Source organism: Nocardia colli, assembly GCF_008704205.1.
Lineage (GTDB): Bacteria > Actinomycetota > Actinomycetes > Mycobacteriales > Mycobacteriaceae > Nocardia > Nocardia colli.
Window position 1 is genome coordinate 1 of the sequence record NZ_VXLC01000015.1, and the last position, 26,818, is coordinate 26,818.

Annotated in this window: 30 protein-coding genes; 17 read left to right on the forward strand and 13 right to left on the reverse strand. The window is 66.3% G+C overall.

Translation table 11 applies throughout. The features are described 5' to 3' along the window. Positions 1-187 precede the first annotated feature (187 nt). Together F3087_RS27100 and F3087_RS27105 are read left to right on the forward strand one after the other, a co-directional pair. Entirely contained in the window at positions 188-634 is a 447-nt protein-coding gene (locus tag F3087_RS27100; protein WP_449583803.1) for a GtrA family protein, read from the forward strand. A gap of 295 nt (positions 635-929) precedes the next feature. Further along, the gene (locus tag F3087_RS27105; RefSeq protein ID WP_223885372.1) at positions 930-2,492 is read left to right on the forward strand and encodes a flavin monoamine oxidase family protein; all 1,563 of its coding nucleotides are present in this window, start codon (positions 930-932) and stop codon (positions 2,490-2,492) included. Positions 2,493-2,601: 109 nt separating this feature from the next. Here the strand turns inward: F3087_RS27105 and F3087_RS27110 are convergent, their stop codons facing one another. The 5 genes from F3087_RS27110 to F3087_RS27130 all read right to left on the reverse strand — a co-directional run bounded on the left by F3087_RS27110 (position 2,602) and on the right by F3087_RS27130 (position 7,351). Further along, a complete protein-coding gene (locus F3087_RS27110) occupies positions 2,602-3,381 on the reverse strand; it encodes an alpha/beta fold hydrolase (RefSeq protein ID WP_150404888.1) in 780 nt (259 codons plus the stop codon). A gap of 137 nt (positions 3,382-3,518) precedes the next feature. Further along, positions 3,519-4,697 carry a 4-hydroxybenzoate 3-monooxygenase gene (locus F3087_RS27115; protein ID WP_150404889.1) on the reverse strand — a complete coding sequence of 393 codons (1,179 nt, stop codon included), beginning with the start codon at positions 4,695-4,697 and terminating at the stop codon, positions 3,519-3,521. Between the two features lie 168 nt (positions 4,698-4,865). Further along, positions 4,866-5,639 (reverse strand): AraC family transcriptional regulator, encoded by a 774-nt coding sequence (locus F3087_RS27120; protein ID WP_150404890.1) that lies wholly within the window; start codon positions 5,637-5,639, stop codon positions 4,866-4,868. A 52-nt stretch (positions 5,640-5,691) separates the two neighbouring features. Then, the gene (locus F3087_RS27125) at positions 5,692-6,171 is read right to left on the reverse strand and encodes a hypothetical protein (RefSeq protein WP_150404891.1); all 480 of its coding nucleotides are present in this window, start codon (positions 6,169-6,171) and stop codon (positions 5,692-5,694) included. A gap of 277 nt (positions 6,172-6,448) precedes the next feature. Next, positions 6,449-7,351 carry an alpha/beta hydrolase gene (locus F3087_RS27130; RefSeq protein WP_150404892.1) on the reverse strand — a complete coding sequence of 301 codons (903 nt, stop codon included), beginning with the start codon at positions 7,349-7,351 and terminating at the stop codon, positions 6,449-6,451. 42 nt (positions 7,352-7,393) lie between these two features. Here F3087_RS27130 and F3087_RS27135 point away from each other — a divergent pair, with 42 nt between their 5' ends. Continuing rightward, on the forward strand, positions 7,394-7,849 hold the full coding sequence (locus tag F3087_RS27135) for a MarR family winged helix-turn-helix transcriptional regulator (protein ID WP_150404893.1): 456 nt from the start codon (positions 7,394-7,396) through the stop codon (positions 7,847-7,849). Positions 7,850-7,910: 61 nt separating this feature from the next. Here F3087_RS27135 and F3087_RS27140 read toward each other — a convergent pair whose 3' ends face one another. Further along, positions 7,911-8,192: a hypothetical protein gene (locus F3087_RS27140; protein WP_150404894.1), complete on the reverse strand. Its 282-nt coding sequence runs from the start codon at positions 8,190-8,192 to the stop codon at positions 7,911-7,913. A gap of 81 nt (positions 8,193-8,273) precedes the next feature. Here F3087_RS27140 and F3087_RS27145 point away from each other — a divergent pair, with 81 nt between their 5' ends. Next, positions 8,274-9,212 (forward strand): MerR family transcriptional regulator, encoded by a 939-nt coding sequence (locus F3087_RS27145; protein WP_150404895.1) that lies wholly within the window; start codon positions 8,274-8,276, stop codon positions 9,210-9,212. A gap of 218 nt (positions 9,213-9,430) precedes the next feature. Here F3087_RS27145 and F3087_RS27150 read toward each other — a convergent pair whose 3' ends face one another. Further along, entirely contained in the window at positions 9,431-9,901 is a 471-nt protein-coding gene (locus tag F3087_RS27150; RefSeq protein WP_150404896.1) for an Lrp/AsnC family transcriptional regulator, read from the reverse strand. Between the two features lie 111 nt (positions 9,902-10,012). Here F3087_RS27150 and F3087_RS27155 point away from each other — a divergent pair, with 111 nt between their 5' ends. Further along, entirely contained in the window at positions 10,013-10,492 is a 480-nt protein-coding gene (locus F3087_RS27155) for a DUF2000 domain-containing protein (RefSeq protein ID WP_150404897.1), read from the forward strand. 70 nt (positions 10,493-10,562) lie between these two features. Next, positions 10,563-12,554, forward strand: coding sequence for an NAD-dependent DNA ligase LigA (gene ligA / locus F3087_RS27160; RefSeq protein ID WP_150404898.1), 1,992 nt, complete (start codon positions 10,563-10,565; stop codon positions 12,552-12,554). Between the two features lie 13 nt (positions 12,555-12,567). Here ligA and F3087_RS27165 read toward each other — a convergent pair whose 3' ends face one another. Next, complete coding sequence (locus F3087_RS27165; RefSeq protein WP_150404899.1) at positions 12,568-13,347, reverse strand: glucose 1-dehydrogenase; 780 nt, start codon at positions 13,345-13,347, stop codon at positions 12,568-12,570. A gap of 144 nt (positions 13,348-13,491) precedes the next feature. On the opposite strand from F3087_RS27165, the gene F3087_RS27170 reads away from it, so the two are divergent. Beyond that, complete coding sequence (locus F3087_RS27170) at positions 13,492-14,136, forward strand: TetR/AcrR family transcriptional regulator (RefSeq protein ID WP_150404900.1); 645 nt, start codon at positions 13,492-13,494, stop codon at positions 14,134-14,136. A 13-nt stretch (positions 14,137-14,149) separates the two neighbouring features. Here the strand turns inward: F3087_RS27170 and F3087_RS27175 are convergent, their stop codons facing one another. Next, positions 14,150-15,118: a zinc-binding dehydrogenase gene (locus F3087_RS27175; protein ID WP_150404901.1), complete on the reverse strand. Its 969-nt coding sequence runs from the start codon at positions 15,116-15,118 to the stop codon at positions 14,150-14,152. 76 nt (positions 15,119-15,194) lie between these two features. Here F3087_RS27175 and F3087_RS27180 point away from each other — a divergent pair, with 76 nt between their 5' ends. Further along, a complete protein-coding gene (locus F3087_RS27180) occupies positions 15,195-15,827 on the forward strand; it encodes a TetR/AcrR family transcriptional regulator (RefSeq protein WP_191094160.1) in 633 nt (210 codons plus the stop codon). Here F3087_RS27180 and F3087_RS27185 read toward each other — a convergent pair. Further along, positions 15,808-16,506, reverse strand: a complete 699-nt coding sequence (locus F3087_RS27185; RefSeq protein WP_150404903.1) for a hypothetical protein — start codon at positions 16,504-16,506, stop codon at positions 15,808-15,810. The genes F3087_RS27180 and F3087_RS27185 overlap by 20 nt on opposite strands. An 89-nt stretch (positions 16,507-16,595) precedes the next feature. On the opposite strand from F3087_RS27185, the gene F3087_RS27190 reads away from it, so the two are divergent. Together F3087_RS27190 and F3087_RS27195 are read left to right on the forward strand one after the other, a co-directional pair. Then, on the forward strand, positions 16,596-17,336 hold the full coding sequence (locus F3087_RS27190; protein WP_150404904.1) for a class I SAM-dependent methyltransferase: 741 nt from the start codon (positions 16,596-16,598) through the stop codon (positions 17,334-17,336). 60 nt (positions 17,337-17,396) lie between these two features. Further along, the gene (locus F3087_RS27195) at positions 17,397-17,849 is read left to right on the forward strand and encodes an SRPBCC family protein (protein WP_150404905.1); all 453 of its coding nucleotides are present in this window, start codon (positions 17,397-17,399) and stop codon (positions 17,847-17,849) included. Between the two features lie 47 nt (positions 17,850-17,896). On the opposite strand, the gene F3087_RS27200 is transcribed toward F3087_RS27195, so the two are convergent. The 3 genes from F3087_RS27200 to F3087_RS27210 form a co-directional block, all read right to left on the reverse strand. Next, entirely contained in the window at positions 17,897-18,571 is a 675-nt protein-coding gene (locus F3087_RS27200) for a DUF998 domain-containing protein (protein ID WP_150404906.1), read from the reverse strand. Positions 18,572-18,737: 166 nt separating this feature from the next. Further along, on the reverse strand, positions 18,738-19,307 hold the full coding sequence (locus tag F3087_RS27205; RefSeq protein ID WP_150404907.1) for a hemerythrin domain-containing protein: 570 nt from the start codon (positions 19,305-19,307) through the stop codon (positions 18,738-18,740). A 109-nt stretch (positions 19,308-19,416) separates the two neighbouring features. Continuing rightward, positions 19,417-20,220 carry a helix-turn-helix domain-containing protein gene (locus F3087_RS27210; protein WP_150404908.1) on the reverse strand — a complete coding sequence of 268 codons (804 nt, stop codon included), beginning with the start codon at positions 20,218-20,220 and terminating at the stop codon, positions 19,417-19,419. Positions 20,221-20,341: 121 nt separating this feature from the next. On the opposite strand from F3087_RS27210, the gene F3087_RS27215 reads away from it, so the two are divergent. From F3087_RS27215 to F3087_RS27245, 7 genes are all read left to right on the forward strand, one after another. Then, positions 20,342-21,241, forward strand: coding sequence for an NmrA family NAD(P)-binding protein (locus F3087_RS27215; protein WP_150404909.1), 900 nt, complete (start codon positions 20,342-20,344; stop codon positions 21,239-21,241). A gap of 181 nt (positions 21,242-21,422) precedes the next feature. Continuing rightward, a complete protein-coding gene (locus F3087_RS27220) occupies positions 21,423-22,586 on the forward strand; it encodes an FAD-dependent oxidoreductase (protein WP_223885373.1) in 1,164 nt (387 codons plus the stop codon). A gap of 110 nt (positions 22,587-22,696) precedes the next feature. Next, positions 22,697-23,206 carry a hypothetical protein gene (locus tag F3087_RS27225; RefSeq protein ID WP_150404911.1) on the forward strand — a complete coding sequence of 170 codons (510 nt, stop codon included), beginning with the start codon at positions 22,697-22,699 and terminating at the stop codon, positions 23,204-23,206. A gap of 272 nt (positions 23,207-23,478) precedes the next feature. Further along, the gene (locus tag F3087_RS27230) at positions 23,479-23,799 is read left to right on the forward strand and encodes a hypothetical protein (RefSeq protein WP_150404912.1); all 321 of its coding nucleotides are present in this window, start codon (positions 23,479-23,481) and stop codon (positions 23,797-23,799) included. 43 nt (positions 23,800-23,842) lie between these two features. Continuing rightward, positions 23,843-24,259, forward strand: coding sequence for a DoxX family protein (locus F3087_RS27235; RefSeq protein WP_150404913.1), 417 nt, complete (start codon positions 23,843-23,845; stop codon positions 24,257-24,259). Between the two features lie 120 nt (positions 24,260-24,379). After that, positions 24,380-25,120, forward strand: coding sequence for an ATP-binding cassette domain-containing protein (locus tag F3087_RS27240; protein WP_150404914.1), 741 nt, complete (start codon positions 24,380-24,382; stop codon positions 25,118-25,120). 217 nt (positions 25,121-25,337) lie between these two features. Further along, positions 25,338-26,795, forward strand: a complete 1,458-nt coding sequence (locus F3087_RS27245) for a glutamine synthetase family protein (protein ID WP_223885374.1) — start codon at positions 25,338-25,340, stop codon at positions 26,793-26,795. Positions 26,796-26,818 lie beyond the last annotated feature (23 nt).

The window sequence follows — 26,818 nt, forward strand, 5'->3', positions numbered from 1 at the left end:
TGCATCGACCGCGTGAATCCGCCTCGGCCGATGCCGACACCAGTTCCCGGTGATCGGCCGACCAATAGTCGTTCGGTGCGTGTCAGCTCGGGGTCAGGTCGGTATCAGTCGGGCTGGCGACAGTACTCCTGTGAACAGCACAGCATTGGCCGCTTCCGGGCTACGGACGGCATACGCGGACAACCTGATCCTCGGTGGCGATTCGGTGCTGCGCGCGGAGTGGCTCGCCCGCGTGGGGCGGTTCCTGCGCGGGGATCACGCGTTCGCGCAGTTGATCCGCTTCGCGCTGGTCGGCGGGGCCAGCAATATCGCCTATGTGCTGCTGTTCCTGGTCATGAACGGGATGGGCACGATGGTCGCCAATATCGCCGGCTCGATCGTGAGCACGGTGATCGCGAACGAACTGCACCGGCAGCTCACTTTCCAGGCGGCTGGGCGGGTCGATTGGTTCACCGCGCAGTGGGAAGGCGGTGGACTGGCTCTGGTCGGCCTGCTGATCAGTACCGCGGCGCTGGCCGGTCTCGAATTCTGGGCGCCAGGTCTCGGTGCACTGGCGCAGACGGGTGCCGTGATCGTCATGATGGCGGCGGTCGGCGGTATTCGGTTCGTGGCGCTGCGTGGTTTCGTCTTCTGAGGTAGGGCGACCCATCCGGGCTGCTGTCGGATCCGAATATCGGGAGGTGCGGAGGATCTTCCGCGGGCAGCGGCGGGCGTTGGTTCCGGGAGGATCGGGAATGTCGGACAGGGTTTCTCGGCGTCGATTGTTGAGCACCGCTTTGGCTGCCGGTGCCGTCGCTTCCGGGGCGGTCGCGAGTGGTTGTGCGCCGGCGTCGACCGAGAGCATCGGCGGTTCCCGTGACCGTAGTGAGTTGCTGGCGCGGGAGTTGCTGGGGGTCGATGAGAATGGTGCCGACCTGACGTTGGCTTATTTGAAGATTCTCATCGACAGCGGTTTACCCGCTACTGATCGGCGTAAGAAGGTCATTGTGGTCGGGGCCGGTCCGGCCGGGTTGAGTGCCGCGAATCTGCTTGCCGAGGCGGGGCATGCGGTTACGGTGTTGGAGGCCAACGGGAATCGCACGGGTGGGCGGGTCAAGACGTTTCGGGGAGTCTTTTCCGACCCCGCTCTGCATGCCGAAGCCGGGGCGATGCGGTTGTCCAGTGTGCATCCGATGGTGTTGGCGTTGGCGGACAAGCTCGGTGTGCGGCGGAGGCCGTTTTACAACTCCGATGTGCTTGCGGAGACGGTGACGCCGTCTACTCCGTCAGTGTTCTACCGGTCGTTCACCGGCGAGGAGTGGTCCAACGGGCCGCGGACGCAGTATGTGGCGCCGCCTTCGGCCGGGCGCAGTTTGCTCAAAGTCAACGGAATGACCGTTACCCGTGGGGAATACGCGGCTGATCCCGGCGTGGTGCACGCGGGCTTCGGTTGCGATCTGCGGGAATCCAGCGGCGCGGTTATGGATACCGTGCTGCGCCAAGCCTCGGCGCTGTCCGATCAGTCGATCGAACGTCAAGTCGAGAGCTGGACCCGATTGCTGGGCAGGTTTGAAAACCATTCCCTGCGTGGATATCTCATCGACCAGGGGTGGACGAAGGAACGCATCGAGGCCGTCGGCACGCTCGAGAATATGACCGCGCGGATGCGGCACAGTGTTGTCTTCCCGCTTGTCGACCACACTTTGATTCCATCCGATGCCACTTATTGGGAGTTGACGGGTGGCATGGCGTCGCTCACCGATGCGCTGGCGCAGCGGCTCGGGCCGTCGATCCTGTTGGGTAAGCGCATGATTCGGCTGGAACAGGCCGGGCACGGGGTGCGGGTCTGGACGACCGCGGAGAGCGGCGACGAAAGCTCAGACGGACGTCCGATCGATCCAGTCGAGTCGTTCGAGGCCGACTACGCGATCGTGGCGATCCCGCTCGCCGCGGCCCGGTTCTGCGCTTTCGAGCCGCCGCTGTCGTATGACAAGCGGTGGGCCATCATCGAGATGCACCACGATGCGGCGACAAAAGTGTTGCTGGAGTTCAGAAGTCGGTTCTGGGAGCAAGGAGAGAACGGATTTCGCGGTGGGCGCTGCACCGTCGATCTGCCGAGCCGGTCCATGTATTTCCCCTCGCACGTCGAGGGCTCGGACGGCGGTGTGGTGCTGGCTTCCTACACCCTGGCCGAGGATGCGATGCGGTGGGATTCGCTCACCGAGGGCGAGCGGGTCCATTTCGCGTTGGCCGGCATGCGCGAGTTGTTCGGCCCGCAGGTCGACACCGAATTCACCGGAGTCGGCATCACCCAAAGCTGGGTGCGCGCACGGTATGCGCTCGGCGAGGCGGCCATGCCGACTCCCGGCCAATTGCACGACCATCATCTCGCGACCCGCGCGGTCGAGGGCCGGGTCCATTTCGCCGGCGATCACACCAGTCTGAATACCGCTTGGATCGAGGGTGCGCTGGAAAGCGGAGTCCGCTCGGCCCTCGAGGTCCATCAGCGCTGATTCCCACGGCCGCCCTGCATTACCGAGTTTTCCCGATCCACATCGAAGTACGCCACCGACGGTTCGCCCTGGGGTCGAATACCGCGGGTGGTCGGCTCGCGGTCAGGGATCAGCTGGAGCGTTCTACGCGGGTGAGCCATTCGGTGATTAGGGCGCGCAGGACGTCTGGTTGTTCGTGGGGGAGGGCGTGGCCGGCGTCGTCGATCACGGCTAGGGAGGCGTGGGGGTAGTGGTTGATCAGGTCGGTGGCGGCGGCGTAGCCGACGGTGGCGTCGAGGCGGCCGGCGACGATTACGGTCGGGCCGGCGAAGGGGGGCTCGTCAGTGGTGGTGAGGGACCATTGTTCGCCGATTCGGTCTAGGGCCGCGTGGTCGAAGAGTTCGGCGCCGGGGATTACGTAGCGTTCGTATCGGTCGAGCATTTCCGGGGTTTGGATGACGAAGTAGCCGCGGAATTCGTCGTCGCCGAGGTCGCCCGATCCGACGACTACGCGGTGCTCGGGGAGGTCGCGGGATTCCGGCAGCAATGGGCAGATGAGCGCCAGGCCAGCGACTTGCGCGGGGCGTTTCGCGGTCATTCCTTGGGCGAAGTACGCGCCTGCGGAGTGGCCGATCAGCAACGGTGCGGAGCCGGCGCTGACCTCGTCGGCGAATCCGAGGAGGGTGTCGACGACATCGTCGGCGCTGCGCAGTGATTCGGGGGCGGGCGTCCGGCCCATCCCCGGGAGGTCCGGATAGATCCGCCGAAACCCTTCCGTGCCGTCGAAGGCCTGCTCGAAGCAAGCCTCGGACTCGCGGTGATCGACACCGGCGCCGTGCAAAATAACAACAGGTCGGCCGGTCCCGTGCGCTACGTAATGCACCGTCACCTGGCCCACTCGGGTTTCCATGTCCGCAAGCTACCTCGCCGTAAGCGTTTGCTGCCAACGGAATTTCCGTTGGCAGCAAATCTGGGGTGTCGGCGAGGTATGCGGTCCGGGCCGGTAGCGCGGGTCGCGCCCGCGCTACCGGCGTGCTCCGCTGAGGACTAGTTCATTCCGGTGATGAACTCGCTGAACAAACGGTTCGCCGAACCGGATTCGAACAGGCGCTTGAAGTCTGCTCGGGCGATCTGGTGCCGGAACTCGCCCTGATAGGAAACGTCGCCGGCGTTGTGCACCAATTCGGTCCACCAGGCGGCGAATGCTTGGTAGTTCCATACGTGATCGAGGCACGTCGACGAGTAACCGTCGAGCAGGCTCGAATCGTGATCGTTGGCTTGGTAATGGACCAGCGCTTCGGCGAGTACCTCGGCGTCGTGCAAGGCAAGGTGCATTCCTTTCGCGCTCATCGGCGGGACGATGTGCGCGGCGTCGCCGAGCAGATACAGCCGCCCGTAACTCATCGGGCTGTACACCACACTGCGTAGCGGCACCAGTTGCGTATCGACGATCCGGCCCTTGTTCGCGACGGGTTCGCCGAAGCGGGTTTCGAGCTCGGCCCAGATGTTCTCGTCGGTCCACTGTGCCGTGGAAGTGTCGAGCGGGCACTGCAAATAGAATCGACTCGCGTGTGGGCCGCGCGCGAATTGCCCCGCGAATCCTCGCGCATGCAGCGACATCATGGACTGGTGCGTTGGCGGGACCTCGGCCAAGATGGTCAGCCACGCGTATCCGTATTCGTGGGCGTATCGCGTGAGCGCCGCGCGCGGGATGGCCGCCCGGCTGACGCCGCGGTCACCGTCGCAACCTGCGATGAACTCGCAGGTGATCGCGTGGTCTGTGCCTGCGCTGTCACGATAGTGAACGCGTGGATGTTCGTCGATGTTCTCGACGGAGACATCGGCATCGAAACGCAGATCGCCGCCGTCGCTGACGAAGACGTCGATGAGGTTGCGCACAAGGACCTGCTGCGGGCAGAAACGCCCGTCGTTGTAGTCATCCGCGGCGAATTCGAGCGGTCGTGTCTCGCCGTCGATGCGGAAGTTCATCACGAGTTGCAATGGCGCGCCGCCGAGCACGCGGTCTTCGAGCCCCCACTTGCGGAACATACGTACTCCGCGAGTGTCGACGACCCCGGCACGTTGTCGCTGTTCGACGTATTCGCGACTGCGCTTTTCCACGATGACGCAATCGATTCCGCTGCGCAGCAGGAAGTTTCCGAGTGCCAGCCCGGAGACTCCCGCTCCGATGATCACTACGGTGGTGTTCTCGTCCGCTATGGACATTATGGGGTTCTCCTCGATGTAAGCATGGCGCTATTCGCAATCGGCCGTGGCGCGAAAGTTTCTGCGAATCAATGGGATTCGACGCGGCGGAATACCAATACGGTATGCGCGCACCGGGCCTGCTCACCACCGGCATCCTGTCACCTGATACCGGAAACCCGCCAAGTTCTAGCGCGCCGCCCGTTGTAGATCGCTCTGGTAGCGGCCGGGAGTCTGGCCGACGATGGCGGTGAACGCCTCGATGAAGCTGGTCGGGTTGGACCAGCCGCAGGCCAGCGCGGTGCTGGAGACCGACCGTCCGTCCAGCAGATGCACCAGCGCGTGCTGGATGCGCAGCAGCGTTCGCCACTGTTGGAAGCTCATGCCGAGCTCGGCTTGGAACAGGCGGCTGAGCGTGCGTTCGCTGGCGCCTGCCGTGCGTCCCAGCTCGGCCAGTGTGGCGGTGCTGCCCGGGTCGGCGTGCAGCAGGTCGGTGACGGTACGTAGCCGGTCATCGCGTGGTTCGGGCAGGTATACGAACTGTTCGGGGATGTCGGTCAGTTCGTCGATCACGATGTGGCGCAACCGTTCTCGCGCGCCGGGCTGGAACGGGCGGTCGGTGGTGAGGGCGACCAGCGCTTCCCGCAGCAAAGGAGTCACCGCGAAGACGGTCGGTCGATCCGGCAGCCTGCCGCACAATTCACGGGGCAGGTGGAGAATGCGGATCTCGGTTTCGCCGTGGGCGCGATGGCTGTGCGCGAAACCTGCCGGGGTCCAGGTGAGGCGATCCGCCGGCGATACCCAGGTGCCGAATTCGGTGGTGGTAGCGAGCACGCCGGTCGACGGGTAGAGCAGCTGTCCCTGGCGGTGCCGGTGCACGGCGACATGCGTGCCGTGACCCATCCAGCCCCGCTTCGTCGAGGTGAATTCGAGGTCGGCAGATATCTGGCGGGTTTCCGGCATCTCGCGCCAAGTTACCAGAATTGCGTTCGCGCAGAAGTTCTGGGCGAGGGTGTTATTGCGGAGCGGGTCCGTCCGGCCGTGGCGAATCGGAGTCGCCGGAGTCGTTGCTGGGTCCGATTCTGCGCGGCCTGCCTCGGCGCCGAATACCCGCGGCCGGGGAATCGTCGCGGGCTCGTTTGCGCCGCACCGCGCCGAGATCGATGACGCTTCCGTCGTGCTCCAGATCCGGCACCTGGTCGGGATCGGCCGTCCACCACCCGGTGTCTTGCTGGAGTTCCGAGCGCAGCACGGGCCTGGTCGGCGGCGCCTCGTGGATGGCGTCGCCTTCCGTGCGCCAGGTTTTGCGGGGACGCTCGCCGGGTTCTTCGGTCATGCGCCGCGGGCTGCGCGGCAGCCGGGTGAGTTTCGCTGCGCCCTGATCCGCCTCGGGGGAACCGGCCTCGGCAGCCTTGAGACCTTCCAGCTTCCTACGTAACCGTTCCACCGCATCGAATCTGTTCCCGCCGGACCCCGGCACTATCGCGTCACTCACGTCCGCATTCTCCCTCAGGACGTTTACACGTGCGCCGTCGCCCACGTGACGAGTCAACGATAACCGGCGAGATCAGCGTCATACAGGTGGGCTGCCGAGCATGGTCGTGCCGTTCAGGTGATGAGGTCGGCGAGTCTCATGATTTCGTCGAGGTCGTCATGGGCGCACGTGCACATGGCTGAACATGCCGACCGCACCGCGATCGGGGTTGCGGGATATACGGGACTGGCTCGTCCTGGCCGCGCTCGCGGATGGGAAGCAGGCGAATCAGCGGGGGCTAACGACTACTGCGGAGGCGCTGGCGGAGGAAGAGTGCTGCGCGGTCCAGGGCTTCGTCGGCCTCGTCGAGGACGCCGGCGAAGGACTGGAAGATGTGGGGGACGTCGGCGGTGATGTCCAGGATGACGTCTACGCCGGCCTCGCGGGCGCGGGTGGCCAGGCGGGTGGTGTCGTCGAGGATCATTTCGTTGGTGCCTGCTTGCAGGAGCAGCGGGGGGAAGCCGGTGAGGTCGGCGAGGATCGCGGGGCTGAGCAGGGGTTGGTTCGGGTCTTGGCCGGCCAGGTACATGGCGCCGGTGCGGTCGAGGCTTTCGCGGGTGAACAGCGGGTCGAGATCCGCTTTGGTGTCCATGCTTTCGCCGGAGCGGGTCTGGTCGAGGCCGGGGGAGAAGGCGACGACCGCGGCGGGCATGGGGAGGTCCGCGTCGCGGGCGGCGAGGCAGGCGGTGACGGCCAGTCCGCCGCCTGCGGAGTCGCCGGCGAACGCGATGGACGAGGGGTGTTCGCCGTTGTCGAGCAGGGCTCGGTAGGCGTTCAGTGTGTCGTCGATGGCGGCCGGGAACGGGTGTTCGGGGGCGAGCCGGTAGTCGAGTGAGTAGGCGCGGAATCCGGTGCGGGTCACCAGGTTTGCGGTGAGTGGCAGCGCGGTGTCGGGGGAGCCGTAGACGAATCCGCCGCCGTGGAAGTAGAGGATGGTCCCAGCGCGTGGGTTGTTGTCCGGTTCCACGAGCACGGCGGGCCGATTGCCCAATGTTGTGGTCTGAGTGCGGATTTCGGTCGGCACGTGCATCTGGGCCATCAGCGCGCGGAATCCTGCTCGGATCTCCGCGACTGTTCCGGAACCGGCGGGACGCGGCTGCCGTAGTAGTGCGTCGATCTTCGTGCGTTGCTCCCTGCTCATAATCCACCTTCCTGAGAAGTATCTTCCGGTACACTATATGCCATGGCATATAAATCTGTCGATCTGCCGAGCTTGTTCGCCGATCTCGTCCGATGCGAGACGCGGCTGTACAACGCGCTCAGCGATCGCCTGCGCGAACGGCACGGGATCGTCGCCTCGCAGTTCGAATCCCTGCGCTTCCTGCGGGATCACCCGGCGGCGCGGGTGGCGGATCTGGCCAGCGAGTTCGCCGCGGGCGTCGGGGCGATGAGTAAAGGGGTCGACCGCTTGGAGAAGCAGGGATGGGTGGTGCGGCAACCGAACCCCGCGGATCGCCGGTCGTCGGTACTGGCGTTGACCGAGGACGGTGCGCGGCTCGTGGAAGCGGCGGAGGAGACCTTTACCGAGCGGTTGACCGAATTGCTCGGCACTGCTTCTTCGTTATCGATTGTCGCGCAAACTCTTTCGCAGTTGCGGCAGGTGCTCGAGCGTGATCAGGTCGGTCTGCCCGCGGGCTGAGCGGACTTGTGGATTCGAGCGCGCGTTATCGCAGGTCGGCTGCGTATGCGCCTGGTCTGAGTCAGGTCCGGCGCATGAATGCCATGGTGTAGTAGACGTGCTGGATGTTCCGTTCGAGCACGGTGACCAGCTGCCAGCCCTGCGATTCGAGCAGTTCGATGCCGTTGACCAGGTGCACGACCGGTTCGAAGATCGCCCGCTGGAAGCCGTCGGCGTGGTACGAGTAGCCGCTCGTTTGCGGCGAACTCAAAACGAGGTTGCGGCCTGGATACGAGCTCAGGTCCACTACGCCGTTCAACACGGCGATCACGTCGAAGATGGGTCCGGGTGCGGGAGCATTCACGTTCCCATCGTCGTGCATGCCCGGCCCGCTCGGCACAATCGGGCTTGCGTCTCCCTCTAGGGGAGACAGGAGGGTTGGGGAATGGACGACGACACGCTCTTCACGATCGGGGCCCTGGCCGAATGGACCGGGTTGACGGTCAAGACGATTCGGTTCTACTCCGACAAGGGGATCGTGCCGCCGACCGAGTACAGCCCCGGCGGGTACCGGCTCTACGACGCCGACGCCGCAGCACGACTGGAACTGGTACGCACACTGCGCGAACTCGGCATCGACCTGCCCACGGTGGCGCGGGTGCTGGCGCACGAGACGTCGGTGACCGCCGTCGCCACGGCGCATGCCGACGCACTCGACGTACAGATCCGGATCCTGCGCACGCGGCGCGCGGTACTGCGAGCGGTAGCCGAACGGGGTTCCCAGCGAACGGAGATGGACCTCATGCACAACCTGATGCGCATGTCGGAGGCCGAACGGCACCGGCTGATCAACGATTTCGCCGACGCGGCGTACGGCGGCGTCGACGCGAACCCGGCCATGGTGGAGCTGGTACGCACCAGCATGCCCGAGCTGCCGGACGATCCGACGACCGAGCAGATCACGGCGTGGATGGAACTCGTCGAGTTGGTGCAGGACAACGACTTCCGCGAGGCGGTTCGGGCGATGGCCGAGTATCAGGCGCGGGAACGGGCCGATGGTGATACCACCGGCTTGCATCACGGGCTAACCGAGGCCGTTCGGACCGAAGTCGGCCAGGCGATCGCCGACGGCGTCGAAGCCGAATCCGCCGCGGCCGCTGTGGTTGTCGACGCATTGAGCGCTCGGTATGCCGAGACGTTCGGAAAGCCCGACGACTCGCGATTGCGTCGCTGGATGCTCGAGCGGCTCGAGGTCGCGAATGATCCTCGCGTGGAACGCTATTGGCGTCTGGTTTCGGCGATCAACGGCTGGCCCGAAATGCCTGATCTAGCACCAGTATTCACCTGGTTCACCGCTGCGTTGCGTGCCCATCGGGGTGGCTGAATCATCCGGTACTCGCTTGGTGGGGCAGCGTAAGCCACGCGGAAGGTGTGGCAGCGGCACGGAATTCCCGCCGGGTGCGGAGCGCCTGGTCGAGCCGTTCGGGTTCTGGCGGCAGTGCTTCAGGCGCTGCCGCCGGATCGACGTGGCCTCCGTGTACTCGTCGAAGAGCTTGTGCGGCAACGTCGGTCTTGTGGCCGAGGCCTGCAACGTCGAGCCGGTTACGGATTCTTGTGGGGGAGGGTCGGGGTGATTCGGGTGTTGCGGACGTGTTCGTAGACGACGGAGGTGCGGACGTCGGCTACTTCGGGGCGTTCGGTGAGTTTGTCGATGACGAAGGCGTAGAGGCTGTCGTTGTCGGGGACGGCGACGTGGATCAGGAAGTCCTCGGTGCCGGTGGTGACGAAGACGCCGAGTGTGTCGGGGAGGCTGCAGACCCATTGGCGGAAGCCTTCGATCATGCGCCGGGAGGGGGGTCTGATCCGGACGGCGATCAGTGCCTGCACCGGGCGGCCGATGGCGGGGAGGTCGACATCGAGCAGCGCGCCGCGGATCACTCCGCGCCGGCTCAGGCCGCGGGTGCGTTCGAGCGCGGTGGTGGGGGAGACGCCGACCGCGGCGGCGATGTCGCGATTGGTGCGCCGTGCATCCGACTGCAATTCCCGCAGGATCGCCTTATCAAGTTCGTCCATGTCCACCGAAACACTCCTCGAGCCGAACTAAATACGGAGATGATTGCAGCTCATTGAACCATTGCGTACCTTCCATCGAATCAGCCGTATGAAGTTGGGAAGGTGTGGCGAATGTCGGATCAAGCGAACACAGCGGTGGGTTTCGCACCGGAGGAGGTCAGGATCGATGAACCGACTCGCGCGGCCCGCCTGAAGTGGGTGGTGATCGTCGACGCGGACCTGCCGCCGGGACGGGCGATCAACGCGGCGGTATGCGTCGCGGCGGCGACCGGTGCGGCGGTCTCCGGTTTGCTCGGACCCGACGGGAAAGACGGTGCCGGCCAAGTACATCCCGGTCTGCCGTGGGCGGGGTGCACCATCTTGGCCGCCGGGAGCGCCGAACTCCGCGCGCTGCGCGATCGAGCCGCCGCGGGTGACGGCACATTCGTCGTCGACATGCCGAGCCAGGCCCAGCACACCCGCGTGTACGGCGAATACCTGGACGCACTCGCCAACGCCGAACAAGAGCGCATGGAGTACTACGCGGTCGGGATCATCGGACCGCGAAACCGCATCGACAAACTCGTCAAGAAGCTTCCGCTGGCCGCATAACTCGCCTCCGCCACACCGACCTGCTGATCCTCGTCGCACGTGTCGGTGGGTATCGGTAGCGTCTGGTGCTGTGGAAACAGGGGAACGTATCCAAGAGCTCGCGGAGCGCATCGTGGCGCTGCGCGACGCCTACTACCAGGGCTCGCCGTTGGTCGCCGACGCGGACTACGACGCGATCGAGGACGAGCTGCGCGGTTTGATCGAGGCGCATCCGGACCTCGCGCCCGATCCGAATCCGCTGGAGCAGGTCGGTGCGCCCGCGGTGCTGCACGCGCCGATCCGGCATGCGCGGCCGATGTTGTCGCTGGAGAAGGCGACCAAGCCGGAGCAGGTCGAGGCGTTCTTCAACCGCTTCCCCGGACAGTCGGTGGTGGTGATGCCGAAGCTCGACGGCCTGTCCCTGTCTCTGGTTTTCGAGGACGGACGGCTGGTGCGAGCCGTGACCCGCGGTGACGGCACCACCGGTGACGACGTGACCATGCTGGTGCGCGCGCTGGTCGACGGCGTTCCGGACCGTATCGATGTCCCCGGGCGGGTGGAGGTGCGCGGTGAGGCGGTGATGCTGCGATCGACGTTCGTCGCCTACAACACCGCGCATCCGGACAAGCCGCTGATCAACCCGCGCAACGCCGCGGCGGGCACGCTGCGGGCGAAGGATCCGGCCACGGTCGCCGAACGGCGCTTGCAGTTCTTCGGATTCGACTTGGACGCCGCCGACGATCACGCTGCCGACGATCTGGAAGAGGGCCTGCGGGCGCTCGGGATCGCGGGCGCGCAGATGCGGCACTGCGCCGACGCCGCGCAGGCGCAGGCGGCGATCACCGCGATCGAGCAGGGCCGCAACGACTTGGACTACGACCTCGACGGCGCGGTGCTGCGCCTCGCCGACCGAGAGGCCTACGCGGCGGCCGGAACTCGCTCGAACTCCCCGCGCGGCGCACTGGCGTTCAAGTTCGCCGCCGAGGAGAAGACCACGCTGCTGCGTGAGGTGATCTGGGACGTCGGCAAGACCGGCAAGATCGTGCCGGTCGCCTGGCTGGAGCCGGTGTTCGTCGGCGGCACCACGGTCACCAAGGCGACGCTGGCCAACCAAGAGGTGATCAAGGCGCGCGACATCAAGGTCGGCGACACCGTGCTGGTGCGCCGCGCCGGCGACGTGATCCCGTTCGTGGCCGGCGTCCTCGATGCCGCCAAACGCACGGGCGAGGAGCGCGAGATCGTGTCGCCCACCGTCTGTCCGTCGTGCGAGCAGCCGGTGACCGAGCAGGGCAACAGCCGAGAACTGTTCTGCACCAACGTTTCCTGCCCCGCGCAGACGGTGCGCAGGCTGATCCACTGGGCGTCGCGGTCGGCGGCCGATATCGACGCCATCGGTGGCGTGTGGATCGAACGCCTTGCCGAGGCGGGCATTCTGGAGAACCCCTCGGACTTCTACACGCTCACCAAGGAACGCCTGCTCGAGTTCGACCGCATCGGCGAGATCTCCGCCGCCCGGATGATCGAGTCGATCGATGCGAGCCGTCAGGTCGGCCTGCGCCGCGCGCTGATCGGGTTGGCCATCCCGATGGCTTCGGACGGAACCGCCGCCCGCCTGGCCCGCGCCGGATTCGGCTCCCTCGAAGAGGTCGCCGACGCGGGGGAGGAGCGACTCGTCGCGGTCGACGATATCGGCGCGAAGGTCGCTGCCTCCCTGATCGCGCACCTCACTCGCCTGCGCCCGGAGCTCGAGCGGTTGCGCGCGGCGGGTGTCTCTCTGGACGTGCGCGCCGAAGACCTGCCGCCGGTCGTCGCGGCCGGTGCGCCCCTGGCCGGCAAGACCGTAGTGATCACCGGTGCGATCAGCGACCCACGCTCCGGCGAGAAGGTCGCCCGCCCGACCTTCCAGCGCCTGTGCGAAAAGGCCGGCGCGACAGCGGCTTCCTCGGTCTCGGCGAACACCGACATGCTGATCACCGGTGCCGGAGTCGGTGACAGCAAGTTGACCAAAGCGGAGAAACTCGGCGTCGAGGTCATCGATCAAGGCGAGATCTGGACCCTGCTGATCGCCGCCAACATCGTCTGACCGCGGCGACTGCTCAGGCGGTCTCGGCCTGAAGGGCGGGCCCGAGGAGTAGTCCACCGTCGATGACGTACTCCGACCCTGTGACGAACGACGCCTCCGAGGACGTGAGGAACAGGAGAAGCCGGGTGACGTCGGTCGGCTCGCCGAGCCGGGGGATGGCGAACGGCTCGGGTGAGTAGAAGTCGGAGATTGGCGCGGTGGCGCCGGCTGCTGGTTCGTGGATGAAGGGGGTCGCGATCACGCCGGGGTGGATGGTGTTCACCCGGATGTGGTCGCGGCCGAGCTCGAGTGCTGCGGTTCGGGTGAGGCCGCGCACGGCCCACTTGCTGGCGACGTACGGCGCGTAGTGCGCCGTGCCGCCCAGACCCATGATCGAGGCGATGTTGACGATGGCTCCCCCTCCGGCGCGGCGCAGAGCGGGGGCCGCGACCTTGATGCCGAGGAATGTCCCGGTGAGATTGACGTCGAGGATGCGCGACCACGTTGCCTGGTCCGTGTATTCGATTGTGGCAGGCGGGTTCTGCACGCCCGCGTTGTTGACGAGCACGTTCAGGGCGCCGAAGGCACTTTCGGCGAATTGCACACCGGCGGACCACGAGCTCTCGTCGGTGACGTCGAGGCGGACGAAGCGAGCGCGGGTCCCGAGCTCGTCGGCCAGCGCGGCGCCGCGTTCGGCGTCGATGCCCCCGATCACCACGTTCGCTCCCTCCGCGTGAAAGGCGCGCACGTGGCTCGAGCCCTGGCCGCCGGCCCCACCGGTCACGAGCACGGTCTGGTTGTCGAAACGGGACATCAGATGTTCCTCCGGTACATGGATGAATGACCGGGATCATCAGTGATGAACGGCGGCCAGTGGTGAGCCGGTCGACTCACCATCGCTCCGACAGTAGGTCGGCGGCGATGGTGAGTCAAGCCACTCATCTCGTATGCTTGGCCCATGAACAGTGTCGTGACGACGTATCACCAGCGCGTTGCCCAGGAGAAGCGCGCGCTGATCGTGACGGCCGCGACCGAACTGTTTCTCGAGTTGGGCTACGACCGGACGTCGCTGGCGCGGATCGCGGAGCGCTCGGGCGTTTCGCGGGCCACCTTGTTCAAGCAGTTTCCGACCAAAGCGGCCCTGTTCGACGCCATCGTGACCGAGTCCTGGTCGACCGCCGACGACGACGATCCGCCGCCGGCCGGCAACGTCGTCGACGGGCTCGGCATCATCGGTCGCCGTTACGCCGAGCTGTTAGGCCGTGCCCAGATGACCGACCTTTTCCGGATCGTCATCGCCGAGCTGCCGCGGTTCCCCGAGCTGGCCCAAGCCCAGTTCTCGAACGGGAAGATGCCTTACTTCGAATCCGTACGCAGCTACCTCTTGGCCGAGCACGCCGCGGGTACGGTGCGGGTCGAGGACGCGGAGCTTGCGGCCACCCAGTTCCTGGGCATGATCTCCAACTACGTCTTCTGGCCTGCCCTCCTGGTGCCGGGCTGGAAGGTCAGCGCCGAACGCGTCGCTCAGGTAGTCGACGAGGCTGTTCGCACCATCGCCGCCCGGTACGCTGTGATCGGACCAGGGGAGTCCACCGACGAGTGAGTCCGCAACCGGATCACGCGGAGGGCGTGAGCGCAATCCGGCCGAAAACCTCGCTTGCTTCGACCTTTTGGTGGGCCAGCGCAGCCTCCTCCAGCGGGAGCACCTCGTGCACCACCGCTTCCAACTCACCACGACCGGCGGCAGCGAACAATTCAGCGGTCCCTGCGCGTTGATCGGCGACGGGCACGGTGTCGGCGCTGAAAGTGATGAACGACAGGGACTTCCGGAACGCCGCGATCATCGGCATCGCGAAGTCCGGCGCCGGGAACCCCGCCATCGCGCCGACCACGACCATCCGCCCGTTCGGCGCGAGCTTGGTGAAGAACGAGGGCAGGTCGGCACCGGCCACAATGTCGAAGATGATGTCGTATGCCGCCGGAGCGTCCTCGTCGCCTGCGCCGGCGCGGTCGAGCACGTGCGTCGCGCCGAGCTTGCGCAGCCGAGCGCCGCGCTCGGCCGACGACGTGGTCACCGCGACCGCCGAGGCGCCACCCCGGACCGCGAGTTGTACCGCCATGACGCCGATCCCGCCGGCCGCGCCGCGCACCAGCACCGACTCGCCGCCGGCGAAATGGCCGTGGCGCAACGCGAAGTGGGCCACCACGCCGGAACTGCCGAGCGTCACCGCGTCGACGGCCGACAGGCTGTCCGGCAACGGAACGAGCGCCGTCTCCGCGACAACGGCCCGTTCGGCGTAACCACCGGTCCCGTCGGTCAATGCCCACACCCGCCGACCGACCCACGCGGCGTCGACGCCCTCGCCGACCGCGGTCACCACGCCTGCGACTTCGCTGCCGGCGATATGACCGGCGGTCTCGCCGTACGCGGCCAGTGTGCCGCTGCGCCGCAGCACATCGACACCGCCGACACCGATCGCCTCCGTGGCGATCAGCGCCTGCCCGGCGGCGGGCCTCGGGTCGGGAAGGTCGACGACCGTGAGAACCTCAGGGCCGCCGTATGTTTGGACCTGCACTGCCTTCACTGATATCTCCGTTTTCTGTTCGATCGACCATCGGACCGTAACGGACGCCCCCGTCCGTTTAGCTAAAGTGAGAGCGGTGACCCCTCGTTTGTCTCACACTCTGCGTGCCGACGCGCAGGACAACCGCGAACGCATCCTCGACGCGGCCCGCGCGGTATTCGTCGCCGAGGGACTGAACGTGCCGATGCGCGCGATCGCCCGCCGCGCCGAGGTCGGTCCCGCCACCCTCTACCGGCATTTCCCGACCAAGGAGCTGCTGGTCACCGAGGCGTTCACCGACCAGATGCGCGCTTGCCAGACCATCGTGAACGAAGGGCTCGCCGACCCGGATCCGTGGCACGGCCTCTGCGTCGCGGTCGAGCGACTCTGCGAACTGCAAGCCCAGGACAAAGGTATTACCGCGGCATTCATGTCCACCTTTCCGCACGCGATGGACTTCGCCACGATTCGCGCGGCGTCGCTGACCGGCGCGGCCGAACTGATCCGCCGCGCCAAGGCCACCGGCCGCTTGCGTCCCGACGTCGTGCTGGACGACTTCCTGCTCACGATCATGGCCAACAGCGGCATTCAAGCGGCGACCCCGGCCGCCCGCACCGCGGCCTCGCGACGTTTCGCCGCGCTGATGATCCGGGCGTTCCAAACCTCGTCCGAGTCCGCGCCCTTACCACCTGTGCCCCGGCTGATGCCGTTTACCTGGCCGGATCACTGATGAGATGGTGGTAGGCGGTGTCGAGCGGAATGTCGACCGCGTACCAGGCCGCGGGGCGCTCGTTGTCGTGCGGACACCAGGCGGCCGCGATGCACAGCCGGGCCACCTGCGTGGAGTTGAGGCCGGGCAGGTGCCAGCCGATTCGGGCCGGATCGTCATAGCGCACACCGTATTCGGCGGCTTCGTCGTCGCTGGTCGGCAGCAGGCGGGCCCAGCTGGTCGGCATCAGCCGGCCGTCGGCGGCCTGCAGGGAGAGCAGTTCGGAATCCGGGCCGCCGATCGAGACCATGAAGTCCTCGTTCTCGATGCTCACCGCGGCGAGGCATTCGCCGGAATCGCGGCCGCCGTAGGCATTGCCGGGGATGTCGGTCAGCTCGGCCGAGATCACCAGCCGGGGCAGCTTAGCTCGCGACTGCACCTGCCAGATGCCGGCCCACACCGGGACCGGCGCGCCGCCGTCCCAGGCCGGTACGTCGATGCTGCCGATCAGCAGATCGACCGCCGCGTCGCGATGCCGCCACTGGTGCAGATGCGAGCCGTTCGGCAAGCGCCACAAGGTATCCGACTCGGTCGCCAGCACGTCGGATCCGAGGGTGACGGAGAAGCCGATCGTGCCGAGGGGGGTGTCGATCACAGCTGGGCGACGGTCTGCCTGGGCCAGGTGGTCGGTAGGGAGCATGCGCCCATCATGCAGGGTGGTATTCGCGGGGAAATGACGGACCGGGCTCTTGCTGGCGGCCTGTTCTGCCGGTCGGCAGGATGGCAGCCATGACTGCCATTCCCGAGAAGTCTGCCGCGGCCGTGGAAAACGACTACGACAGCTTCGCCGAGGGGTACACAGCCGAGACCGAAACCAACCTGATCAACGGCTATTACGCGCGGCCGGCGATCGTGGACCTGGCGGGGGAGGTGGCTGGCCGGCGGATCCTCGACGCAGGCTGTGGCTCCGGTCCGATCTTCGCGACGCTGCGCGAGCGGGGCGCCCTCGTGACCGGCTTCGATGCCAGCGCCAAGATGGTGGAGCTGGCCCGGCAGCGGCTCGGGGTCGACGCGGACCTGCGTGTCGCCGCCATCGGCAGCCCGCTGCCATTTCCCGACGGCGAGTTCGACGACGCCATCGCATCCCTTGTTCTGCACTACCTGGAGGACTGGACCGCGCCACTGGCCGAGCTGCGCCGCGTGCTGAAACCCGGTGGCCGGCTGATCATCTCCGTCAATCACCCCTTCATCTACAAGTTGATCAATCCGGCCGCCGACTATTTCGCGACCACCAAGCACTCCGAGGAATACACCTTCGACGGTCAGCAGGCTGTCCTCACCTACTGGCACCGCCCCCTGCACGCAATGACCGACGCCTTCGTGGCAGCCGGTTTCCGCACAACCGTCATCAGCGAACCACCCCCGGCCCAGGGTGCCCGCGAACTGTTCCCCGACATGGTCGGCAAATCCCCATCGGGAGCGTTCCTGAGCTTCCTGTTCTTCGTCCTGGAGGCCGTCGAAGAATCCTGAACCCATTGCGCCACAAGTACTACTGATCGTAGTATTGGGCGATCGCAGGGGAGGGCTTACGTGGAAACCATCACCATCGAACGATTCATCGCGGCACCGGTCGGGGAGGTCTTCGAGTGGCTCGCTGATGCGCGCAATTATCCGCGGGCGACGTGGGTTGTCTTGCGTCAAAGGTTGGTTGCGCCAGGCGAAGGCGCGTTCTACGGGCGTGGCGCGGTTCGGCAGTTGGTCTGGGTGGTGGGGTGGTTTCGGGAGCGGATCACCTCGTACGACCCGCCGCATGAGTTCGGTTATCTGGTCGAGCGGAGTTTTCCGCCGTCGCGTCACGAGGGTGGGAAGTTGACCTTCACCGAGGTGGCCGGCGGGACGCGAGTGGAGTGGACGACGACCGCCGAGGTGCGACTTCCGTTCGCGGCGGCCATTACTCGTGCCTTGGTCCGTCCCGGGGTGACCTACATCTTCGGCAAGGTGCTGGATGCTGCAGCAGCGGAACTGGCGAAAGCTCCTGCGTGAGTGCGGAATTCGATGCGGTCGTCGGTGTAGAGCAGGGTGCTGAGGTGCTACGAGAGTGATCGTTCTGGTTCGGGAGTCAGCGATGCTACCGGTCGAGTGAGCATGGCGATGCCGTGCAAGATGGCCCAGATCAGCACCGGGAATGCCGCGAGACGCTCCCACAACCCGAACATCTCCGCGCCGCCGACCTTGGCCATCGTCGCGACGAAACTGGCAATCGCAATGACTCCCAACGCGATTCCGATTCGTCCGAGGGCAGGCGTCCGGCCGTCGGCGATCATTGCCGCCGCAGTGAGCACGACGGCTACCGCGCCGCCCGCGATGGCGACGATCGCGCCGATGGTGTGCGGGGCGATCCTGGTGTCTTCGGGATTGAAACCGACCATCACCAGCCCGATGCCGGCCGCGGCATACAGCGCGAATCCCACGCGCGCCAGCCGGTTCCGCCCGTAGATCCGCGCCGCCAGCAGCGCACCGACGGCCAGGCACAGGCCGCTGAGAATCCAGGAAATATTGGCCAAGACATGCCACGGCGAACAGACCCAGGTATCAACGTGTTCGCTCTGAAAACAGGTATCCGCCCCCAGATCGCTGATCGCATTGCGCGTCCAGCTATATGGCGTGGTCCACCGCGATTGGACCACGACCAATATGACGAAATACTGCACGGTCGACACCCACGCCAGACCGGCGATCGAAGCGATCCGTGAATTACTCACCATGTCCCTTTCCTTCGAGCACAGCCCTACCCTGACGATGCGATATCGAATACAGCCTGATCGAGCGCGCCGGCGATCGAACTCGGCTTCCCGCACGACGTGCTCGCCCGCGCCACCACCCTCGCCTTGACTAGGGGATCGAGGCCCGTCCCTGTCGCGGGTAGGGCAGTCAGTTGCGCTTCAAGCTGCCGACGCTGAGCGATCCCCGCACCGGAGTGCGGACCTCGTTCTCCACCTCACGGACGTAATCGGCGGGATCCTTGTCCACGGGCTGCACCCCGGCATAGTTGCGGGCCTCGAAGGCGGCGAACTCGACGGCCAGCTTATGGCGGCGCGGCAGCCCGGCCAGGCGGCGGAAGTCGGTGAGGCCCTCGCGTTCCTCCTCGGCCATGTGATCGCTGTTGGCCAGATTCGCTGCCGCGACGGCGGCGTACCAATCGTCGGTGCCGACCCGATGGCGCGCCACCTCGGCGATCGCGTCCCGGATCTCGTTGTGGTCGTGGATGGCGTCGAGGGTCTCGTCCTCCACCGTGTCCTTGCGCCGCGCCGCGATACCTACCTGGAGCAGCGCGGGGTAGAAGATCTCCTCCTCCGCGAGTGCGTGCAGCTCGAGGAAGGACGCCAGCCTGCCCCAGATCGCGGACAGCACTTCGGTTTCGGCGCGATCGATCTGCTCCAGGATGGCGAACAGGCGCCGCTGCTCATGGTGATCATCGAGAATCAGCTCGGCAATGTCCACAATTCCTCCCTGATGCTTCAGGTGGGCAGGCGGTTGGTCGCAGACCTCAGAGGACCGACGATAGCGCACCGGCATGAGCTGCCGGGTCGTGTGCGGGTTGATCGGGGAGTTATGTTGCCGGTTCCGCGAGTTTTCGCAGGGCGCGTTCGGAGCCGGGTTCGGCTTGGTAGATCCACAGTTGCAGCTCGGGATGGTCGGGGAGGGTCAGCACATGCTGGTGGAGTGTGAGGCGGCCGGCGCTCCGATGGTGAAAGTGCTTGACCGCGCTGCCTTTTCGGTGAATATCGTGGCGGGCCCACAGCTGACGGAACTTGTCGCTGCGCAATGACAGTTCGCCGATGAGTTCGATCAGCTGCGGCGGGTGCGGTTGTGGTCCGGCGGCGGCCCGCAGCGTCGCGACGGTGCATCGGGCGAGTTGGTCGGGGTCTTCGACGAAGTGGGTTATCTCGTCGTCGAGGAAAGCCATTCGGGCCAGGTTGTCCCGTAGCGGTAGTCCGTCGTAGAGGGCATCGGCGGGCTGATTGCGGGCGGTGACGTCCAGCCAGGGGGTGACGAGCATCGCCGGGGTGGTGATCTGCTGTAGCAGGTTGGCGAGGGTATCTCCGAGGTGCTGATCCACCCGCCCCGCGGGTGCGCTGGGAGCAGTCAGGGAACGTAGATAGGTGTGGGCGTCGTAGTCGAGTTGCAGTACTCGGGCCAACGCGTCCAGAACCTGCGTCGAGGGATGTTTCTCGCGACCTTGCTCCAGGTGAGCATAATAATCGGTGCTGACGCCGGCCAGCATTGCGAGTTCTTCCCGGCGTAGGCCTGGGACCTGCCGGGCCGCGCCGGGGACGAGTCCGACCTGCTCCGGGCGCACGAGCGCGCGCCGCGCTCGCAGGAATTCGGCCAGGGCACCTGGGTTCGTCGCCACCGTGTCCAGATTACGGTCGCGGGCTGGTTCGGGGTGGGTGCGTCAGCACTACCCGGTGTGCGCGGACCGCTCCTACCGTCGGCCATCGAGAGACGGCACCTGCCGTCGCGGAGGGAGATCGATGTTCGTGGTGACCGGAGCGACCGGACGTACCGGGCGGGTGGTGGTCGAGGAGTTACTTCGGGCGGGCCGCACGGTGCGCGCGATCGGACGCAACCGCGCAGGGTTGGCATCGCTGGAAGCTGTTGGAGCGCAGGCGTTCACGGCCGAGCCGACCGGCCGTGCGGCACTCGCCGACGCGTTCGCCGGTGCCGAGGGTGTCTACGTGATGGTCCAGCCGAACTATATTCCGGACAGCCCGGACTTCCTGGCGCATCAACGCGCCATCGCCGATGCGATGACCACGGCACTGGCAACCGCCGGAGTCAGGCGAGTAGTGACCTTGAGTAGTTGGGGTGCGGACAAACCCGCCGGCACCGGGCCGGTTGCTGGACTGCACTACCTCGAGCAGCGGATCGACACCCTGGATGCCGTGGTGACGCACCTGCGGGCAGGCTACTTCATGGAGAACCTGCTCGGCCAAATCGAGAACATCCGGGCCGGTGTCGTCGCCGCGCCGTTCGATCCCGATATCGCCATGCCTTTCATCAACACGGCCGATATCGGCCGCGCCGCCGCGCATAGCCTGCTCACCCCGACCCCCGCCTTGGACGTGCTCGAGCTGCACGGTGAACGCGACCTGAGCATGGCCGACGTCACCGAGGTCATCGGCAGGATCGCCGATCTGCCGGAACTGCGCTATGTGCAGCAGTCGATCGACGAATTCGCGGCGACTCAGCGCCGCGCCGGAGTGTCGGAGAATGTCACCGGTCTCATGGTCGAGGTGGCGCACGCGATCAACTCGCGGCACACCGCGACGCTGCAAGCACGCTCACCACGCACCACTACCCCGACCAGTATCGAGTCGTTCGTAGCCGAAATGCTTGTGCCGCAACTGCATACGGAACTTGCAACAGGCTGACGGTGGGGATCACGGCAGAACCGGGCGCGACCGACGGCGGGCGCGGTCCTAGCCCGCCTTCTACGTGCGCCGGACACCCAGAGCCTGCGCGGGCCGCTTCAAACGCCTGATGACCAGCGCCGCCGGGTCCACGCAAGCGCGGTGTACGTGTCATGACAGCGCCCGATGTGAGCCTGAGGACGTGCATCAGGAAGAACTAGCAGGAGCCATCACGTCCACTCCGGTCACGATCATCGGTGCGGGACTCGCCGGCCTCACCTTGGCCCGGGTTCTGCACGTCCACGGCATCCCGGCCACCGTCTATGAGGCGGAGGCCGCCCCGACCGCGCGGACTCAGGGCGGCATGCTCGACATTCATGAATACAACGGTCAGCTCGCCATCGAGGCGGCCGGGCTCATGGACGAGTTCCGCAGCCTGGCTCTGGCTGGTCACCAGGCGACGCGGATCCTTGACCCGCAGGGAACTGTCTTGTGGGACAAGGCCGATGACGGCACGGGTGGCCGTCCCGAGGTACAGCGCGGCGAGCTGCGCCGGATGCTGCTCGACTCACTCCCGCCCGAAACCGTCCGCTGGGGTCATAAAGTCAGCAGTGTTCGCAGCTTGGGAGAGGGCTGTCACGAGGTGACGTTCGCCAACGGCAGCACGATCAGCACCGGTCTACTGGTCGGCGCCGACGGCGCGTGGTCGCGCATCCGCCCGCTGCTGTCCGATGCCGTCCCCGAGTACACCGGCGAATCCTTCGTCGAGACTTGGCTTTACGCGAGCGACGACTGGCACCCCGCCGCCGCGAAGGCGGTCGGCGCCGGGTCGTTGATCGCGACCACACCGGACCGATCGATCAACGCTCAACGCGAACGCGGCGGGACCCTGCACACCTACGTGATCCTGACCAGGCCGCAAGACTGGTTCGCCACAATAGATTTCACCGACCCCGACGCGGCCACCGCCCGCATCGCGCGCGAATTCGACGACTGGGCACCAGAACTCACCGCCCTGATCACCGAAACCGACACCCCACCCGTGCTACGCCCCAGCTTCACCCTGCCGATAGGACACCGCTGGGACCGGCATCCAGGCGCAACCCTCATCGGCGACGCCGCCCACCTCATGCCCCCCGACGGCGAAGGCGCCAACAACGCGATGCTCGACGGCGCCGAACTCGGCAACGCCCTCGCCACACACCCCACCGACCCCGAAACCGCCCTCGCCGAATTCGAACAGTCGATGTTCACTCGCACCACCACCCCCACCAACGGCGCCGAATTCATCGAACACCTCTTCGGCGACAACCCACCTCAGAAACTGCTCGACCTGTTCATCGGCCCCGACCCGAAGTTGCCGTAGTGATTGAAAGCGAGGTTCGGGGGTAGTGCCGTGGGATGAGGGCCCGCCGGTGTTGCCGGGATCCCGACATCGATCGATCGGTGCATTCCGCAGGGGAAGGAACGGACTCAATGACAGATACCCTCGTCGATCTCACCCCAGACGGTCGGGTTGCGCGACCCGCTGCTCGGCTGCCCGCGCGCAACGGTCGTGGCACGAGTGCCGCGAGTGTTTGGCGTGACGCCAAAACCGTTCTGGTGACGCGGGTTACCGGGCCGCGGCAGCTCACCGCGGTGCCGCGGCTGGTCATTCCGGTCGGCGATATCCAGCTTGCCTTCCGCGTGTCGTCGCGGTCGGACGAAGCCGAGGAATTGGCGCGGGACGGGCGGGTGCTGGTCCAGCCCGGCGACCGGCGCGGCAACCCTGCGCTCGGCTCGCACCAGTGCCAAGGCCAAGCCCAGTTGGTGACCGCGGGATCGCTGCTGCCCCATGTGGAGTCGGAGATCGCGGCGAAGTACCGGTGGCGAATTCCGGTGGCGCGCTTCGCCCATCGCCTCGGCCACCGGGATGCCCCCTACGCGGATGTCGTGGTGCTGGTGACCGTGGCCGAACCCAGCCCGACACCCATGCTGCCGCGCTGAGAACGTTCGGCTCGGTCAGCTGGGGCGGTGCAGCGGGCCGCCGGGGCGTAGTACTCGTCAGGACTCGGCGGCGGTCGCTGCCTTCATGTCGATGTTCAGGTGGTGCAACATCAATGCCTAGAGCACCCGGTCGAACTCGTCGTCGGGGTAGGGCAACTCCAGGGAGTAGCCGATATCGAAGCGGATCGGACCACGGCATGGTGCTACGACCGCGCTTTGAGCATGGTGTGTCGGACCGCCAGACCGGCGCGGCGGCAACCCATCATGAAGGCATGGCGAATGACGAGATCCCCCAGCCGACGGACGCCGAGATCGCGGCCGCACTACGCCCCATCTACGAACCGACGCGTGAACGTGCGCGCATGGCCGAGATCGCCGAACGCCTGCGCCACACCACCGACCCGGACGAACTCGCCGAGCGGAATCGTGCCGGCGCCCGGCTGGCCGTGCTGGACCGCCAGATCTGCGTCATGTCGCGGGATGCGCTCGACCGAATCGGGTTGTGGCATGCGGCCGGGATGATCGACGCGGCGCTCGAGGCGGCCGACGACGCGCAGCGCGACGCCGACGAGGTGTTGCCGGGCTCCGACTGAACCTGCCTTGTCACCTTTCGGCCCGGGAAATGGTCATGGCGGTATGGCAATTGCGCACACCTGGCCCGGATGGGTCGCGACCGGTTTCCTGTGGTTCCTCGCCTTCGAATTCATGATGGGCGCAGCGACCAAATTCTGGCCTGGGCCAACGTTTTTCGGCCCGGCGTACGCGATCAAGTTCGCGGACTGGGGCTGGCCCAGCTGGTTCCGGTTCGTCGTCGGCGGGATCGAGGGCATGTGCGCTCTGCTGCTGGCGATTCCGTATCCCGAGGCGCGATTCCTCGGTGCCGCGGTGCTGATCCTGGTGCTGACCGGCGCCGTGGTCACGCACATCATCAACCACCACGGGGCCAAGGAAAGCTGCGCGGCGCCGGTGCATTTGATCATCATGGTCGTGGTCGCGCTGGCCACTTGGCCGACGCAGTGGATGGACGTGCTTCGCCCCGGTCAGTGGTCGTAGCCGCGGGTTCCGGCAGCTCGTCGACCGCAGTGGATCGTGCCGACCGTGTGCCATGGGTCGTTACAGTCGTCGACGACGCCCTCGAGCATCCGTACCCGACTTTCGCTGGAAAGCTGGCACATGACCGCCGAATTGCGTGACCTCACTGTCCATATCGACACCGGCCGATGGAGCGCGACGGTGCTCACCGCGGTCGATCTGGTTGTGCCGCGCGGCCAGATCACGGCCGTGCTCGGCGAGCCGGGTGCCGGGAAGACGATGGTCGCCCGGGCGCTTACGGGACGGTTGCCTGCTACCGCGCGGCATCGAGGGCAGGTTCTGGTCAACGGTGAGGTTGTCGATGATCGGCAGTGGTCGCTGCTGCGCGGGAGCGTTGTCGGTTACGTGCCGCAGGAGGGCGTGACCGCGTTCGAACCGGAAACAACGGTCGGCACCCAGCTGCGGGCGCTGGAGTTGCACGATCGAGCGTGGAGTATCGAGCGAGCCTGTGCCGCAGCGCATTACCCGGCCTACGCCCTGGACCTGCTCCCGCAGCAGAATTCCGGTGGCCAGATCCAGCGCGCCGCACTCGCCGCGGCCCTGCTGCCCGCACCGCCGGTCCTCATCGCGGACGGACCCACCAACTCCCTCGATCTGGAAACCGCATATGCGGTATGGAAGTCGTTGCGCGACTACGCGGATTCCGGTGCCGCCGTACTGGTGATCAGCAACGAGATACGGATGCTGACCGCCGGCGGCCTCGCCGACCGAATGGTGATCATTCGCGAAGGTCGGATCCTCGCCGCGGGCTCGGCCGTGCAACTGTCCGAGTCGGCCGACGGTTACGTGCGCGCACTGCTCGAGTCGAGCTCACAGAGCTGAATACCGCTCGGCCATAACATGATCCGGCAACACCCGGCAACCCCTGAATAGCACCGGCACGCGTGGCGCGGGTGAAACCTTGCGGAACCGAATGGCAAGTGTAAAAATCTATTGGATCCTGGATCCAATTTACAAATCGGTTGGTATGCAGGGCAATCCGACCACCCCCGTCCCGACGTTGAACACTGCGTTGAGGCGTGACCGAAGGGGGGAACCTGTGGACATCGACGCTTTTCTGTCCGAACCAGGGCGTAGCGACGCAACCAACGACGTTCGAAAGCTGATCGACAAGCTCGACATTCAGTACATCTACGTGCAATTCGTGTCGGTCACCGGCCGGGTCGTCGGCAAAGGCATGCCCGCCTCGAGATGGGAAGACCTGGCCGCCCGCGGCGTCCAGATGGTGTATGGGGCGGTGGCCAATGTCGCCACCGACCGGCGCGGCCGCTACCTGGGTTACGGCCCCGAGGCCTCGGAGCTGATCGCGATACCGGAACCGGAGACGTTCGCCCAACTGCCCTGGGACGGCCGGGTCGCGCGGGTGTTCGCCCGGCTGTTCCGCAACCGGGAGGAGGACGAAAACCCCGGCGCCGCACTGTCTTCGGACTGCCGCGGCAACCTGGCCCAGCAGCACGCGGCCTTCGCCGACCGGCACGACATGCGACTGCGGGTCGGCACCGAACCCGAGATGATGTGGCTGCGCCGCAACGCCGACAACGAACTGGTCGGCGTGTCCAAACCGTACTGCTACCACGTGGATCAGCTCGAAGAGCTGCGCGACATCAGCATGCGCGTGCTGACCTACGGCCGGGCACTGGGATTGGACATGATCCAGGGCGATCACGAGGACGCACCGGGCCAGCTCGAGTTGAATTTCCGGTTCGACGACCCGCTGCGCAATGCCGACCGGCTGATCACCTATCGGCAGATCTGCCGTCAGGTCGCGCGGGAATTCGGCGTGATCGCCTGTTTCATGACCAAGCCGTTCCCCGGTCTGTCGGCGTCGGGTTGCCATCACAACCTGTCGCTCTGGCGCGGTGGCGACGACGAGACGGTCCCGATGGAAACCGAGACCACCGTGCCCGGCGTGCGGCACTATCGCACCGGTGGGGTGAACCTGCTGACCGAAGACCGTGCTGCGGGTGCAAATCCGTTGCAGCTCAACGATATCGGCCGCCGAATGGTGGGCGGGGTGGTCACCCATCTGCCCGCGCTCACCGCGCTGGCCGCCTCGACGGTGCATTCCTACCGTCGCCTGTGGGACACCGGGTTCTGGGCGCCGCTGACCGCGGGCTGGGGTTTCCAGAATCGGACCTCCGCGGTCCGGGTGTCGGCGCCCGACCGGGTCGAGTACCGCACGGCCGATTCGATGGTCAACCCGTACCTGATGGCCGCGGGCCTGCTCGCCGCGATGGACGACGGCCTGACCGGCAACCTGGATCCGGGCCCACCGTCGAGCGCCAACAGCTACGACAGCACGCCGGACCCGCGACCGACGCTGCCGATGAATCTCGGTGCGGCACTGACGGCATTGGACCGGGACGAGGTGCTGCGCGCGGCGCTGCCCGGCGACATGTACCGCGTCTACACCGCGCACAAACGCGACGAATGGGAACGATTTCTGGCCACGACCAGCGAGTGGGATTTCGACTTCTATCTCGACTACGTGTCGTGACCTGCGAACAGAGCAGAGGATTA